Below are 14,272 nucleotides of genomic sequence, written 5' to 3'. Positions count from 1 at the left end.
CGCACGCGGAGAATCCCGGTGAGCCGCATTATTGCCGGCGTTGGGGGTGGAAACCCGCTGACCAGCGTCCCTGGGACTGCCACGCGACCAACCACGGACAGGGTCAAGGAGGCTTTGTTTTCCCGTCTGGAATCCTTGGCCGTCATTGACGACGCCCGGGTTCTGGACCTTTATGCCGGTTCTGGAGCCTTGGGTATTGAAAGTGCCAGCCGAGGCGCCCGGAGCGTGGATCTGGTGGAGTTCGATGCCAAGGCCAGCGATGTCTGCCAGCGTAATGCGGACTTGGTGAACCAGCTGCTGCGCAGCAGGGCGGTCTCAGTGCACCGATCCAAGGTGGAGTCATTCCTGGAGCGGGCAAGCGATGCAGACGGGTGGGATCTGGTCTTTCTTGACCCGCCGTACCCTTTGGATGAGGCGGCGCTGAGTGCTGTGCTGGAGAAACTGGCGCCGCATATGGAAGACGGTGCCGTTGTAGTGGTGGAACGGAGTTCGCGGAGCCCGGAACCGCTCTGGCCCCAGGGTTTGGAGTGTTTTGCCGACAAGAAGTACGGGGAGACCAAACTGTGGTTCGCTGAGCCTGCCTAACGCTCGCGGGCGCTAGGCAGTAATCTTGTCCAGCTCCACGCCCGTGAGGACGGTGGCGGGGTGGGGGCCGCGGGCCAGTAGCTGCGCTGTCCATTCCGGAGACCACTGCTTGCGGGTGCCCACCAGGATGATGTTGCCGGGGTAGCGGCCGGCAAACATTCCTGTTTCAGCGAAGGCTGCAACATCAGCCATGGCTTGGCGCAGTGCGCTCACTTGGCTGCGTACCAGAGTCAGCGCAGGTTCGTCGCCCACGTTGACGATCAACACGCCGTCGGGCCGCAGCCGCGCCGCTGCTTCTTCGTAGAATTCCCTGCAGGCGATGTGGGCAGGGGCTTCCGGTCCGGAGAAAATATCGAGAATCACGACGTCGAACCCCACTTGGGCGGGAAGCTCACCTAGGGAGTCTCGGGCATCGCCGATGTGCGTGGTGAGGATGGTGCCGTCAGGCATGGGCAGCTTCTGAAGCACGAAGTCCAGAAGTTCGCGCTCAAGCTCCACGGCGTACTGTTCCGAGCCGGGGCGGGTGGCTTGGATATAGCGCGCCAAGGTAAGGGCACCGGCACCAAGATGGAGGGCGTTGATGGGTTGTCCGGGCTCGGCCGCCAGGTCCACCACATGCCCGATCCTGCGCAGGTATTCGTAGAAGATCTCTGAGGGATCGGCCAGGTTCACATGTGATTGCTCGGCGCCGCCGATGCTCAGGATGAACCCGCCCGCAACCAGTGTGTCGGCCTCGATCGTGGCGTGCTGTCCTGTGGTTCGGAGGAAGCGCGTGGCCTGGTGCTGGCCGGAGCCTGCGGCGTTCAGAGCCTGTCCTTCAAGGTGGCGAGCCGTTCGGCGGCTTGCTGGAGGACATCGGTCTTCTTGCAGAAGGCGAATCTCAGCAGGCTGCGCGTGCGTTCGGCTCCTGCCGGGTGGCAAAACACCGGAACCGGAATGGCTGCCACTCCAATGAGCCCGGGCAAGCGCCTTGCGAGGTCGACCGAGTCGTGGATGCCCAGGGGTGCTGTATCGACGTTGATGAAGTACGTGCCGCTCGGGTTGTACACACCGAATCCGGCAGCGCGCAGGCCCTCGGCGAGGATGTCGCGTTTTTCGCGGAGGGTGGCAGCGATGCCTGTATAGAACTCGTCGGGAAGGGCGAGGCCCACGGCGATGGCGCCCTGGAAGGGTGTGCCCGAGCTATAGGTCAGGAATTGCTTGACGGTGCGAACGGCGGCCACCAGTGGCTCCGGTCCGGTGAGCCAGCCAATTTTCCAGCCGGTGAAGGAGAAGGTCTTACCGGCAGAAGAAATGGTGATGGTGCGTTCTGCGGCGCCGGGCAGTGATGTGATGGGCAGGTGCGCCACGCCGAAGGTGAGGTGCTCGTACACTTCGTCGCTGACGATCATGGCATCGTACTTTTCGGCCAATTCCACGATCCTGGCTAGGACGGGCTCCGGGAAGACGGCACCTGTGGGGTTGTGCGGATTGTTCAGAAGGACGATTCTTGTGCGGCTGCTGAAGGATTCTTCCAAGACGTTGAGGTCGGGAAGAAAATCCGGGGCGAGCAAGGGGGCTGTGACGTGCCGGCCTCCGGCCATGCCAATGATGGCCCCGTAAGAGTCGTAGAAGGGTTCGAAGGTCAGGACTTCGTCGCCAGGCTGGATGAAAGCCAGCAGGGTAGCTGCGATGGCTTCCGTTGCGCCCGTTGTGACCAGGACTTCAGTGTCCGGATCCGGCTCCAACCCGTAGAAGCGTTGCTGGTGTGAGGTGATGGCTTCCCTGAGGGCGGGAACGCCTTTGCCGGGCGCGTACTGGTTGACGCCGGTTGCGATCGCTGACCTCGCCGCGGCCTTGATCTCCGCCGGGCCGTCTTCGTCGGGAAAGCCCTGGCCGAGGTTGATGGCGCCGGTGGACAGTGCCAAGGTGGTCATTTCCTCGAAGATTGTCACTCCCAGATGTCCTCCCGGGGCGAGCAGGTTGGCTCCTGTGGCGGCCCGCTGCCACGGTGCCGGTCGGGTGCCTCCGGGGGTGCCGGCGCTCATATCTAGGGAGGGGCTACTGCCTGCGGATGCCATGTCAGCCATGGTATCCCGGCAAAGTCATGGGGTAGGTTCGTCTCATGAGACGCGCGGTATGCCCTGGATCCTTTGACCCCATCCACAACGGACATCTCGAAGTCATTGCCCGGGCCGCCGGCCTGTTTGACGAAGTCATCGTGGCCGTGTCAACGAATTACGCCAAGAAGTACAGGTTTAGTCTTGAGGACCGCATGGAGATGGCCCGTGAAACGCTGGCTTCGTTGCGGGGCATCATCGTTGAGCCCATGGGCGAAGGGCTCTTGGCTGAGTACTGCCGTCACCGGGGTGTTTCAGCCATCGTCAAGGGTCTGCGGTCATCCTCGGATTTCGATTACGAGCTTCCCATGGCCACCATGAACCGCCAGCTGACTGGCGTCGAAACGGTCTTCCTGCCTGCTGAAGCGCATTACCTGCACCTTTCCTCCACTTTGATCAAGGAAATCAATGTGCTTGGCGGTGACATCTCCGATTTCGTCCCTAAATCTGTCCTGAAAAGGCTTCTGGCAGGCGAGCCGCCAGCGGAACAGTCTCGTAAGGGGTAGGCTTGACGGGTACCTTGCGCCTTAGCGCGGAGTTCCCCAAGCTGAAACCTTGCGCATTTACCTGTGCCCGGGGCCGGTTTGAGTCCTCAAGCGTGATCAGGCTAAGATGGTACGTCGGTCATATGTTCTACAGGAGTTCTCATTAAGCGAGATGCAAGTTCGCCCTTGGCGCTGGTAGTCAAGGACCTTGGACGTAGTCCAGGGACCATGCGGACACTCAACGAGCATGTACCTGCGCCGAGTGACCTTGGTGTGGCGCTCATTGGCGTAAAGGAAGGCTCGGATGTCGAGCTGGATCTTCGTCTCGAGGCCGTACACGAAGGAATTCTGGTATCCGGAACCGTAGTCGTCGAAGTAACCGGCGAATGCGGTCGATGCCTGGATCCCCTTGCGTATGACCTTGAGGTCAATGTGCAAGAACTTTTCTTCTATGAAGGTGCTGAGCTTTCAGAAGAGGAAGACGATGAAGAGCAACGTCGAGTCGAGTACGATCTGATCGATCTTGAGCCGGTGTTGCGGGACGCAGTAGTCACAATGCTGCCGTTCCAGCCGGTGTGCCGGGAAGACTGCCAGGGCCTGTGTTCCGAATGCGGAGCGCGCCTGGAAGACGAGCCGGGGCACCACCACGAGGTCATTGACCCTCGCTGGGCTGCCCTAGCTGATCTGGCTAAGACTGACCGGCAAACCGATTAGTAAGTGTTCGTCTAAGAGAGAAATGAGATAGCCGTGGCTGTTCCCAAGCGGAAAATGTCTCGCGCAAATACACGCGCCCGCCGTGCCCAGTGGAAGGCAACTGCCCCCAACTTGGTCAAGACCATCGAAAACGGTCAGGTTACTTACAGCCTGCCGCACCAGGCAAAGGTCGTTACTGACTCTGCCGGCACCGCGCTGTTCCTTGAATACAAGGGCCGCAAGGTCGCAGACGCCTAATCTGCCGTACAGGCTGACTAAGGATGTCTTCAACTGAAGAGCTTCTGAAGCGTCTCGGTGTCTCGATTGACACCGAGACGCTTCGTCTTGCTCTGACACATCGCTCATATGCGTATGAGAACGGCGGGATTCCCACCAACGAGCGCCTTGAGTTCCTTGGCGACTCCATCCTGGGATTCTCGGTCACCGATTCTCTTTATCGTGAGAACCCCTCACTGCCTGAAGGTGAGCTCGCCAAGCGGCGTTCCGCCGTCGTCAGTACCCGGGCGTTGGCCGGTATTGGCCGGGAGATCGGCGTCGGCGAGTTCATCTACCTCGGGCAGGGCGAAAAGCTGACCGACGGCAAGAACAAGGCCTCCATCCTGGCTGACACCATGGAGGCCCTGATCGGTGCCACGTACCTCTCGAACGACATCGAGACCGCACGGCAATTGGTCATGCGCCTGGTGGGCCCGCTCCTCAAGGACGCCGGTGCGCTTGGCGCAGGAACCGACTGGAAGACGAGCATCCAGGAGCTTACGGCGAGCAGGCAATTGGGCGCCATCCACTATGCCGTGGAAGGCTCGGGGCCGGATCACGCCCGGACCTTCGAGGCAGTGCTTAATATTGGCGGTACGCCCTACGGCCGGGGATCGGGCCATTCCAAAAAGGAAGCAGAGCAGGAGGCAGCCGCTGATGCCTGGCGTGCTCTGACTGCTTTGGACCCCACCTCCGCCGGTCCCGCTACGTCATAAACCCACATGCCTGAACTTCCCGAAGTAGAGGTAGTCCGACGCGGCTTGGCCCGTTGGGTGCGTGGACGTACCATCACCGGTGTTGACGTGCTGGATGCACGCTCCATCCGCCGGCACACCCTTGGTACCGAAGACTTCATCGGTAATCTTGAACACGCCACCGTTCTGGACGTTGTGCGCCGTGGGAAGTTCCTCTGGATGCCACTTGCCATGTCGGACTCGCCGGATCCCAGCACTGAAATCAACCCGGAAGACCTCCCCAAGGTAGCGCTCATGGCCCATCTGGGAATGAGCGGCCAACTCCTCATGCAGGACCCGGACGTTGCGGACGAAAAGCACCTCAAAGTCCGAATCAGGTTAAGCAGCGCTGACGGCATGCCTGAACAACTGCGGTTCGTTGACCAGCGCATTTTCGGCGGCCTCTTTGTGACGTCCTTGGTGCCAACGCTCGACCGCGGTCCCGGTGGCCTGGGCGAAACGCCGCTGCCCGAGATCGCCGAGGAAGCGTCCCACATCGCCAGGGACCCGTTGGACCCCTTCTTCTCCTTCGATGCCTTCTACCGAAAGGTTAGAGGCCGTAAGACTGGCCTGAAGCGCGCGCTGTTGGACCAATCGGTGATTTCCGGCATCGGCAATATTTATGCGGACGAAGCCTTATGGCGTGCCCGCCTCCATTACGCCAGGGCAACGGACACACTTCGCAGGGCGGACGCGGAACGGCTGATTGAAGCTGTGAAGGACGTCATGAACGCCGCCCTTGACGCAGGAGGAACAAGCTTCGACTCTCTCTACGTCAACGTCAACGGCGACTCAGGCTACTTTGCCCGTTCCCTCAATGCCTACGGACGTGCTGGTGAACTGTGCAGCCGCTGCGAGGCAAAAGGCTTACGGAGCATCATGAAGCGGGAACAGTTCATGAACCGTTCCTCCTACACCTGCCCGGTGTGCCAGCCGCGGCCGCGAAATGGACGTTGGTAGGGCCAAAACTGTTCCCGAATCGGGGCGGCAATGGCAGACTGTCCCCATGAACAGCTTGGCGCTTCGAATCGCCATCGCAAACGTCAACGCCACCACAATGCGGGTGGCGTCAGTTCTACCCGCAGTGTTTTCCGAAACGGCCCATCAACCTCTTGCCCATCCCGTCACCCCGGACATGCCATGATGGCGCGGCGGCTGGTCATTGCGGGTATTTGCCTTGCTGTGCTGATCGCCGCCGTAGCATTCATTTTGGACCAGATGGCAGGGAAGCCCGGCCCGACGGCCGCCCAAAGCACATCGTCTTCGGCCCCAACCCCAGGCTCCAACGCCACCGCTTCAGGGACACCGACCCCAGGTGGTGCCGGGGAGCCCGCCCAGTCCGGCAGCCCGGCGTCGGGCACTGAAGGCAGCGGCGGCAGCAGCAGCGACAACAGCACCGAAGGTACCAGCAGCGAGGGCGGCCCTTCCACGGCTAAGCCGCTTGAGGTCCTGCCGCCGGTCACGACCACCCCCACCGGCTTGCCCGAACCTTCCGCCCCCGCGCCGTTGATTACCGGCTCCTTGCCCCAGCCGGGAAGTGCGGCCGGTGAAGTGGTGGACGGTTGGCCGGCCGGCGTCCTGACCTTGCCCGAAGGTACAACAATCGGCTCCACGTCAGTCTCGACCTCCGGTGATGTCCTCCAGGTTGCTGCGGATGGTGTCATCGGCAAACCACAGGCTGAGGTTCTGGCGAACTTCCGCCAGTCCTTGGTGGCTCATGGATTCTGGTTCGAGGCGGCGCCGGCGGCGGAGGGGGCGATGGCCGAACGGTTCGTTCGTGGCACGGATACGGTCACGGTGTCAGTGACGACGACAGGTACAGGCAACTCCCGTTTCCAACTTTTGGGCAGCCTGCGTACGGCGGCGGACTAGGAGCTGCGATGTACATTTCACTCTCGGACCGAGGCAAGCGGGACAAACCGGAGGGAGGACGAACGGCACTAACAAGTGAAGTGCCGTTCCGTTTGTCCCCGGTCATCCTCTGGCTGGGCATTGTGAGCATGGTGACCGATGTTTCCTCGGAATCGGTCACCGCGATCCTCCCGTTGTACGTGACCGGATTCCTGGGTCTGTCCACCATTGCCTTCGGCCTCATCGACGGCATCAACCAAGGAGCCAGCGCGATTGTCAGGATCGCAGCCGGCTGGGCCGCCGACCGCAGCGGCCACCCCAAACGAATCGCCTTGGCCGGCTACGGCTTATCCATGCTCGCCAGGATCGGTTTCCTCTTCGCCGGCGGTTTCTGGGCGATCGCTGCGATAGTCACCGGTGACAGGATCGGCAAGGGCATTCGCACAGCCCCGCGGGACGCTCTGATTTCCGTGTCTGCACAGCCTGAACATCTGGCGCGATCCTTTGGCGTTCACAGGATGCTGGACAACATTGGCGCTGCAACCGGTCCGTTGATCGCCTTCTTTGTGTTGCTGATGATTCCCAACGGTTTCAGTACGGTGTTTGTGGTGTCTCTGGCTTTCGCGGTGATTGGTGTCGCCGTCCTGGCTCTGGTGGTGCCGGATATCAAAGCACGTGGCCTCCAAGGCACGGAGGACCGCGGGGAGCGGCGTTTGTTCGCTTTTTCCTGGAGCCACCTGAAGGAGCCGGGGCTGGGCAAGCTGCTGGTTGCTGCTGGCCTCCTGGGTTTGGTCACCATTGGTGACGGCTTCATCTACCTCGTCCTGCAGGCTCGGGATTCTTTTGCCGTACAGTGGTTTCCCCTGTTGTTCGTAGGCACCAACGTGGTGTTCCTGGCGTTCGCCGTTCCGTTGGGCAGGCTCGCGGACAGGGTTGGGAAAATTCCGGTGTTCGTGGGTGGGCACCTTGCATTGCTGGCAACGTATCTCCTGGCGGCAGCACCTTTCGGAGGGCCCTGGGCAACCATTGGCTGTCTGGTCCTTCTGGGGGCGTTCTACGCGGCCACGGACGGAGTTCTGGCGGCCTTGGCGAGCCAACTGACGCCCCCGGGAAAGCTTGCCATGGGCATCGCATCCGCACAGACGGTGGTGGCCCTCACCCGGATGACGGCATCGGCAGGTTTTGGTGTCCTGTGGTACGCAGTAGGTGCTCCAACGGCCATGGTGGCAGCGGCCGGTTTGCTCGCTTGCGCTGTGGTGGCTGTGGCTTTCATCCTGCGTGGCGCCCGGGTGGCTCCGGCAGGGGACGTGAGTGACGGGGCATGAGTGGCGCGCTGGCTCAAAGTAAGTTGCGGTGGGGCGCACTCCTTGCTGTCACGGCACTGGTCCTGGTGACAGCCGGTATCTATGCTGTGGGCGCGTACCAGCGTTTTGAAGAGAGCCGAACTGCCGCTTCATCAGTAGGCGTCACGGCAGGCCAGCCTCTTCCGGCAGGCCCGTTTATCCTTTTTCGGAACACAGCGTCGGGCCAGGGATACGGCAAAGCAGCTACAGTCCCGCTGTCGGCTCCTGACGGTCCCCGGGCCGTGAGTGAGCATGAGTGCGATCGTGTTTACGGAACACCGGAGAAAGTGGTGTGCCTGAGAACAAACCGGGGCTTGGTAACCGCGTTTGAAGCTGAGGTCCTGGACCGCAACTGGCAGCAACAGCGTTCATGGCCGATCCCGGGAATTCCCAGCAGGACCCGCATCAGTCCTGATGGGTCCATGATCGCCACCACGGTATTCGTCTCCGGCCATTCCTATGCCGCCGCGGGGTTTTCGACCGCCACAGAGATCAGCTTCCCGGACGGCACCTCCGGAAACCTCGAGGACTTCGCCTTGATGGTCAATGGTGAGCGGGTTCTTGCCACGGACAGGAACATATGGGGTGTGACGTTCGCTCCAGGCCAGGGTGATGTCTTCTACGCCACTGCCGCTTCTTCCGGACGCATCTGGCTGGTGCGGGGGAGCCTGTCCGACAGGACCTTGACAGCTATTCACGACAACGTGGAGTGTCCGTCCATTTCCCCGGACGGTACACGTATTGCGTATAAGAAGAACGACGGCGGGGCGCTGGCGCCGCAATGGAACGTCGCTGTGCTGGAGCTGGCCACGGGACAGGAAACCGAGCTCTCAGAGAAGCGCAGCGTTGATGACCAGATCGAGTGGCTGGATAACCAGAACCTTCTTTATGGTTTGGCTGACGAAACCACCGACGGAGACAGCAACATCTGGAAGCTGGGAACCGGACCCGGCTCCCAGCCCAGTTTGTTCATCGCCCATGCGTGGTCCCCGGGCGTTGTTCGCTAAAGCCGTCAGCAGACCCGCAACAGCCCGCAGAGTAGCCCGCCTGATTGCGTGGGACTGGGTGTCGGGCTCGGTGACGGACTAGGAGTTGGCGTCGCTGTGCCTGTCGCAGTCGCCGTGGGGGTCGGTGCCGGTGTCACTGTGGGGGTGGCTGTAGACGACGGAGCTGGCGCGGCCAACTGCTGCTGGGCCGGCGCAGTGGTTGAGTACACCACGTCCACAAAGTAGTTCGTGGCGTTCCACGAGTTAGTGGGCATGGCGCCTCCCGAGCCGTACCGGTACCGGCCGTTGTTCGGACCGGTGGCGGTGAAGACCCCACTTGTCCAGGTCTGGTTGAAGAAGCCCTGCGTCGAAGAGTAACGGCCATTCGGTGCCCGGTAGGACACCACGTAGGTTTGGCCGGTCGCCAGTGCCACTGGTGTGGCCAAGGTGGCGGTTTGCCAGCCCGTGGCCGTCTCGTTGGTGAAGGTCACTTGCGCCAGACGGGTGCCTGCCGAGTTCCACAGCGAGCCAACGTGGGTTCCAGTGTTTCCAGCTCCCTTGTAGAAGCGGATTCCCGTCACGTTCCCGGCTTGGGACACCGTAAAGGCGGTACCCAATTCGACAGGCATGAAGTCCGATGTTGTGGCAACCTGTGGAACCAGCGACCCGAAAATTGTGGATTGCTGGACGGCCGGGGCCGCAGTAGTGAATTGCCATGTAGTGGTGGGGAAAGCTTGCCCCTGTTGGGACAAGACATTCGCCACGCTTGCAGTAACCACAGTGCTGGCGGGCAGCGCCGCTGCGGGGGTGAACGTCACGCTCCGGTTGTCGGCGGATAGGGCTGCCGCCCCGGCGATCGGGCCGCCATTTGCCGTCAGGGTGAACGAAGCGCCCGGCCGTATGGCTGATGAGAAAGTGATCGACGGTTTGACGTCAACCGGAATCCCAGTAGCCCCCGGTGCCGGAACTTGCTCGGAAATCGTCAATGGTGGCGTGGTCACCGTGAACACCAGATCCACCAGGTAATTGGCAGTAGAGGATGCATTGGGGAAGTCACCGCTGTAGGAGAAGGCTCCGGAATCGGAAGCCGCACGGAGCGGACCACTTGTCAGGCCGGCACCAAATCCGCCGGAGCTGTAGGAGTACTTGCCGGTGGGAGACTTGTAGGCCACCACGTACTCTGTATCTGCTTCGATGCTCACTGGCTGGCTGAACGACGCAGTCTGCCATCCTTGACTGGACTCGTTGGCGAAAGTCACGGTTGCCAGTAACTGCCCGGCCGTTGTGTACAGCGAGCCCGTGTGCGTTCCGGTGTTACCGGCCGCCTTGTAGAACCGCACGCCGGTGACCTGCCCGGCGGTGTCGCTGGCAAACCGGACACCGAGAGACAAAGGCACGCCGTCATTCGCATCCGGAGTGGTGGGAGTCACAGTGTCCTGGAAGAGCGTGCAGGGGCAAACCCCGGGCGTTCGCGGAGCCGGAACAGTGGTGAAGGTCCACGTGCTTCCGCCGGACATCGGCTGGCCGGACACCGAAGTCGCAGTAACTGTTGCCGTGTAGGACGTCCCGGCGGCCAAGGGTGCAGCCGGGGTGAAGGTGACCTTGCGGGTGGCTTGATCATAGGTGGCGGACCCTGCTACCGAGGCTCCACCGGTGACTTTCAGTCCCAGTGTGACGCTGGATGCGACTGCTGCCTCGGAGAGCACTGCACTGACCGCGGAGCTCAAGGGAACGCTGGCAGCGTTGGGTAGCGGGGACTGTGAACCGACAGTAAACGGCGGGTTGGGGACGGTGACCACCACATCTACCAGGTAGCTGGAGGTGGACCGGGAAGAGGCAAAATCGCCGCTGTACGTGTAAGCGCCTGCGTCGGAAGCAGCCCTCAGCGGGCCCACACTCATCCCTGATCCGAAACCATTGGTTGTGGCTGAATAGGTGCCGGTCAGTGACTTGTAGGACACGATGTAGTCCGTATTTGCGGCCATTTGGACAGGTTGACTGAACATCGCGGTTTGCCAGCCGGAGGCGGTCTCATTCGTGAACGCGACCGTTGCCAGTTGCTGGCCGGTGGCCGAGAAGAGGGCGCCGTTGTGGGTTCCTGTGTTCCCCGCCGACTTGTAGAAGCGCATGCCCAGAACCTCACCCGCCGAGACACTGGAGAACCTCACGCCAAGCGTCAGGGGAACCCCTTCACGCAGTTCGGCGATGCCGGGAGTGACCGAGTCATTAAAGAGACTGCACGGGCAGGCGCCGGGGACCGGCAGCGTTGCTGCTGTGGTGAAGGTCCAGGTTCCGCCGGCTGTTACCGGACCACCAATTGAATCGGTGCCGGATAAGGTTGCGGTGAATTGGGTGCTGAAGGCTAAAGCGTTCGACGGCGTGAACGTCGCCCGACGCGTGGCGGCGTCGTACGCCGTGGTGCCTGCTACCGGCCCCGACGGCGACTGCACGGTCAGTTGCACACTGGCGCCAGTGACGGGCTTGGAGAAGACCGCGCTCACCTTCGTGTCAACAGGAACACTCGAGGACGAGGGAATGGGGGAATGTCCCGAAACGGTCATAGGCGAGCTGTCCACGGTGCTGAAAAGAGCATCAGCGAAGTAGTTGCCGCCGTTATAGCTGGCGGTGGGGAAGCTTTGGGATGTTGCATAGACACCGGCCGGTTCGGCCCCGAATCCTCCGGCCACCTTCAGCGGGGGATCGGCGGATCCGAAGCTCGCCCACTGGAAGTCCTTGGTGGCGTAGTGACCGTTGGGTGCCCAATAGGAGACCGTGTACTTTTGTCCGGCCGCCACCGGAACAGCTTGCGTAAAGAGTGCGGTCTGCCACCCCGAAGCCGTTTCATTCGTGAAGGTCACTGTGGCCAGGCGCTCGCCGGTGGAGCTCCACAAGGATCCTGTGTGCGTTCCCGTGTTGGCAGCACTCTTGTAGAAGCGAACCCCTGTGATGAAGCCATCCACAGAGGGAGTGAACCGGAGGCCCATCTCATAGGCGCCTCCGTCACCGGAGTCTTTGACCGTTGGAACGGTTTGGCCGAAGACGCTGTAGGGCCCACTGAGAGTCAGGTTTCTGACGGTGGCCGCCCCGATGTTGGCACTATCGTCGATGGCCCGGGCCTGAATGGTTGCCGTGGCGAAGCCCGTTTGGACGTAGCTGTATGTCCAATTTTGCTTGCCTTGGGCAGGATGCCACGTGGTGCCGCCGTCGGTGGAGACTTCCACGCCAGCGATCACGCCGCCCACATCGGCGGCAGTTCCCGTTACTGTGACGCTGCTTCCGTGGGCCACCGTTGCACCATTGGCCGGCGCTGTGATGGCGGCCGTGGGCTTGGTGGTATCGGTGCTCGGTGCTGCCGCAACCAGACCGGCAGCCCTCGTGGCGGGCTGTGCACCCATATCGGCCAGTAGGTTGACCTGTGCCTGCCTCATGCGTACATCGGCCGCTGCACCATTGCCGTCGTGCTCCTGGTCCAGGCCCCAGGTCCATTGGACACTGCCTGCAGAAAAGACCAAGGCTCCGCTTGCTGCCCGGTAAAGAGTCACATTGTGCGTGGTGCTTCCCGGAGCCACTGTGTTGCCGAAGTCCTGAAGATATTGTGGAACGTTCCCCACGGTGGTGGACAGCTTGACCAGACCCGCAGGCCGGAACCCGTTGTCCAGATCTTCATTTGACTCGTATCCGATGGTGTGGGGAGCCAATGCTGCCGAAGAACCAGCCGGAAGCGACGCCAACGACGTATTGCGCCATAGGCGGGCCTTCCCTTCCTGAGCCGAGACTGTCACCGGCAGGTCTGAAAAGTTTGACATGTACAACGTGCCTGTCAGGCCGTTTTCGGGAAGGCCTCCGCCGTTGGCTTGGGACGCGAAGCGAGGATCACGCCAGGTGCCTGTCCACTGGGCAGTGGGATCAATCTTTTCGTTTGCCCACGTCTCCTTGTAGCACGTCAGGGTGCGGTTGGCTGCACCGTCAACCGCAGACGGCTCAAACCGTGTTCTCCAGTACATTTCGTTACCGGAGAGAAATTGAAGATTCACTCCTGCATCCCTTGCAGCAGTGACGTTCGCACGTTGCGGTCCCGACCAGTATTCGTCGTGGCCTACTGACAGGAACACCTTGTGGTTCAGCAGCTCTGCGCCATTGCGGTCCGCGTCCAGGCCGCTGATGTAGCTGACGTCGTAACCATTCTGTTCCAGGAAACGCACCATGGGGTATTCGTTGGCGAAGTAGAAATCCCGGCCATCCGGTCCTCCCCTGGTGGCCACGGGGCGGTTATAACTGACTTTGTAGGCACGGCCATTGACGCCTTGGTAGAAGTCAGCACCGCCGTATGAGTTGTAGGCCTGCCACGTCTGGTCAGCGGTTTGGAAGATCACAGCGGAACGGTTTCCGTCGTTGCGCACAATGAAGGTGATGTGGCTCTTCGCCCCCGTATCGGGCCGCTTCAGCAGGGCGATATAGACCCCTGAGACGGCTGTGGCCGGCACCTGCCACGTTGCGGAAACCGCCCAGGTTCCGCAGTCATATATGCCGGTGGTGGCGTCACTCCGGCAAGCTGGCTGGTTTTGCCGCAGCACCGAAGGCACTACGTCGGCGATCTTGCGCGCCCCCTGGCCGCCATACCAGCCTGTTCGATAAATCGCAATGGTGTAGCTCGGGGCACTCGTATCCACCTTGAAGCGAATGGGTTGCCCCGCATTCACACTGATTTCGGTGGAAAAGCCCTGAATGCTGTCATCGCCGGCACCGCTGATGTCCCATTCCGACGGCGGACTTCCGGCCTTAGAGTTCTCGCACGCCACGAGGTTCACCACGGGGTCGCAGGGCCCTGCCGCAACTGCAGCTGGTGCGGTAAGGGGCAGCAGGGCCGCCGTCATGCCAATCACCAAGGGAACAAGAAATCCCCTGAAGACTCGCTGTGATCGGGTAGCTGAACGACCGGGCATGAGAACTCCTGGAGTGGTACGCCAATTGCCAAGACAGGCCACGCAATTAAGCGCAGCCCCTGCTTTGCCGCTCCCCAGCCAGGGTCAAGCCAAGATCTTCAGTTATGAAACCCAAGGTTGACACCGATGATTGTTCCGTAGATCGGGACCGGATCCAGCAATAACCGAACCGAAGTTCAAGCAAAAGCCGGATCACAGGAACGAATCCGCCAAGTAACCCTTGGCAGGAGTGTAGGGGCGTGGCATGCCGCCCGCAAGAGCTTCCGCTTGCAGATCA

13 protein-coding genes are annotated in these 14,272 nt (G+C 61.5%); 10 read left to right on the top strand and 3 right to left on the bottom strand.

The features are described 5' to 3' along the window. Nucleotides 1-18 precede the first annotated feature (18 nt). Nucleotides 19-585 (top strand): 16S rRNA (guanine(966)-N(2))-methyltransferase RsmD, encoded by a 567-nt coding sequence (gene rsmD, locus ACZ5J0_RS11580; RefSeq protein WP_464093171.1) that lies wholly within the window; start codon nucleotides 19-21, stop codon nucleotides 583-585. 12 nt (nucleotides 586-597) lie between these two features. On the opposite strand, the gene ACZ5J0_RS11575 is transcribed toward rsmD, so the two are convergent. Then, on the bottom strand, nucleotides 598-1,392 hold the full coding sequence (locus ACZ5J0_RS11575; RefSeq protein WP_187697164.1) for a spermidine synthase: 795 nt from the start codon (nucleotides 1,390-1,392) through the stop codon (nucleotides 598-600). After that, nucleotides 1,389-2,654 carry an aminotransferase class I/II-fold pyridoxal phosphate-dependent enzyme gene (locus ACZ5J0_RS11570; protein ID WP_464093170.1) on the bottom strand — a complete coding sequence of 422 codons (1,266 nt, stop codon included), beginning with the start codon at nucleotides 2,652-2,654 and terminating at the stop codon, nucleotides 1,389-1,391. The genes ACZ5J0_RS11575 and ACZ5J0_RS11570 overlap by 4 nt, the downstream gene beginning before the upstream one ends. Nucleotides 2,655-2,689: 35 nt before the next feature. On the opposite strand from ACZ5J0_RS11570, the gene coaD reads away from it, so the two are divergent. The 9 genes from coaD (at nucleotide 2,690) to ACZ5J0_RS11525 (ending at nucleotide 9,073) form a co-directional block, all read left to right on the top strand. Beyond that, nucleotides 2,690-3,190 (top strand): pantetheine-phosphate adenylyltransferase, encoded by a 501-nt coding sequence (coaD, locus tag ACZ5J0_RS11565; protein ID WP_142938752.1) that lies wholly within the window; start codon nucleotides 2,690-2,692, stop codon nucleotides 3,188-3,190. Nucleotides 3,191-3,355: 165 nt separating this feature from the next. Beyond that, nucleotides 3,356-3,883, top strand: a complete 528-nt coding sequence (locus tag ACZ5J0_RS11560) for a YceD family protein (RefSeq protein WP_142938753.1) — start codon at nucleotides 3,356-3,358, stop codon at nucleotides 3,881-3,883. Nucleotides 3,884-3,916: 33 nt separating this feature from the next. Next, entirely contained in the window at nucleotides 3,917-4,120 is a 204-nt protein-coding gene (gene rpmF, locus ACZ5J0_RS11555) for a 50S ribosomal protein L32 (RefSeq protein WP_011775139.1), read from the top strand. Nucleotides 4,121-4,143: 23 nt separating this feature from the next. Continuing rightward, complete coding sequence (gene rnc, locus ACZ5J0_RS11550) at nucleotides 4,144-4,854, top strand: ribonuclease III (protein WP_142938754.1); 711 nt, start codon at nucleotides 4,144-4,146, stop codon at nucleotides 4,852-4,854. A gap of 6 nt (nucleotides 4,855-4,860) precedes the next feature. Next, nucleotides 4,861-5,832 (top strand): bifunctional DNA-formamidopyrimidine glycosylase/DNA-(apurinic or apyrimidinic site) lyase, encoded by a 972-nt coding sequence (gene mutM / locus ACZ5J0_RS11545; RefSeq protein WP_464093169.1) that lies wholly within the window; start codon nucleotides 4,861-4,863, stop codon nucleotides 5,830-5,832. Between the two features lie 46 nt (nucleotides 5,833-5,878). Next, the gene (locus ACZ5J0_RS11540; RefSeq protein WP_250819780.1) at nucleotides 5,879-6,016 is read left to right on the top strand and encodes a hypothetical protein; all 138 of its coding nucleotides are present in this window, start codon (nucleotides 5,879-5,881) and stop codon (nucleotides 6,014-6,016) included. Then, on the top strand, nucleotides 6,013-6,744 hold the full coding sequence (locus tag ACZ5J0_RS11535) for a hypothetical protein (protein ID WP_464093168.1): 732 nt from the start codon (nucleotides 6,013-6,015) through the stop codon (nucleotides 6,742-6,744). The genes ACZ5J0_RS11540 and ACZ5J0_RS11535 overlap by 4 nt, the downstream gene beginning before the upstream one ends. An 80-nt stretch (nucleotides 6,745-6,824) precedes the next feature. Continuing rightward, a complete protein-coding gene (locus ACZ5J0_RS11530; RefSeq protein WP_464094725.1) occupies nucleotides 6,825-8,048 on the top strand; it encodes an MFS transporter in 1,224 nt (407 codons plus the stop codon). After that, nucleotides 8,045-9,073 carry a hypothetical protein gene (locus tag ACZ5J0_RS11525; protein ID WP_464093167.1) on the top strand — a complete coding sequence of 343 codons (1,029 nt, stop codon included), beginning with the start codon at nucleotides 8,045-8,047 and terminating at the stop codon, nucleotides 9,071-9,073. Before ACZ5J0_RS11530 ends, ACZ5J0_RS11525 begins: the two co-directional genes overlap by 4 nt. A gap of 5 nt (nucleotides 9,074-9,078) precedes the next feature. Here the strand turns inward: ACZ5J0_RS11525 and ACZ5J0_RS11520 are convergent, their stop codons facing one another. Beyond that, on the bottom strand, nucleotides 9,079-13,995 hold the full coding sequence (locus tag ACZ5J0_RS11520; protein ID WP_464093166.1) for a DUF4082 domain-containing protein: 4,917 nt from the start codon (nucleotides 13,993-13,995) through the stop codon (nucleotides 9,079-9,081). Nucleotides 13,996-14,272: the final 277 nt, after the last annotated feature.

It is taken from the genome of Arthrobacter sp. DualSoilB13 (assembly GCF_055389195.1).
Note: the sequence above shows the minus strand (reverse complement) of the source record. Positions and strands in the feature narration are given on the sequence as shown.

Bases quoted from the DNA above. Each gene is read 5' to 3' on its own strand.
- ACZ5J0_RS11570 (WP_464093170.1), bottom strand. From the start codon at position 2,654: ATGGCTGACATGGCATCCGCAGGCAGTAGCCCCTCCCTAGATATGAGC.
- coaD (WP_142938752.1), top strand. From the start codon at position 2,690: ATGAGACGCGCGGTATGCCCTGGATCCTTTGACCCCATCCACAACGGA.
- rnc (WP_142938754.1), top strand. From the start codon at position 4,144: ATGTCTTCAACTGAAGAGCTTCTGAAGCGTCTCGGTGTCTCGATTGAC.
- mutM (WP_464093169.1), top strand. From the start codon at position 4,861: ATGCCTGAACTTCCCGAAGTAGAGGTAGTCCGACGCGGCTTGGCCCGT.
- ACZ5J0_RS11540 (WP_250819780.1), top strand. From the start codon at position 5,879: ATGAACAGCTTGGCGCTTCGAATCGCCATCGCAAACGTCAACGCCACC.
- ACZ5J0_RS11535 (WP_464093168.1), top strand. From the start codon at position 6,013: ATGATGGCGCGGCGGCTGGTCATTGCGGGTATTTGCCTTGCTGTGCTG.
- ACZ5J0_RS11525 (WP_464093167.1), top strand. From the start codon at position 8,045: ATGAGTGGCGCGCTGGCTCAAAGTAAGTTGCGGTGGGGCGCACTCCTT.
- ACZ5J0_RS11520 (WP_464093166.1), bottom strand. From the start codon at position 13,995: ATGCCCGGTCGTTCAGCTACCCGATCACAGCGAGTCTTCAGGGGATTT.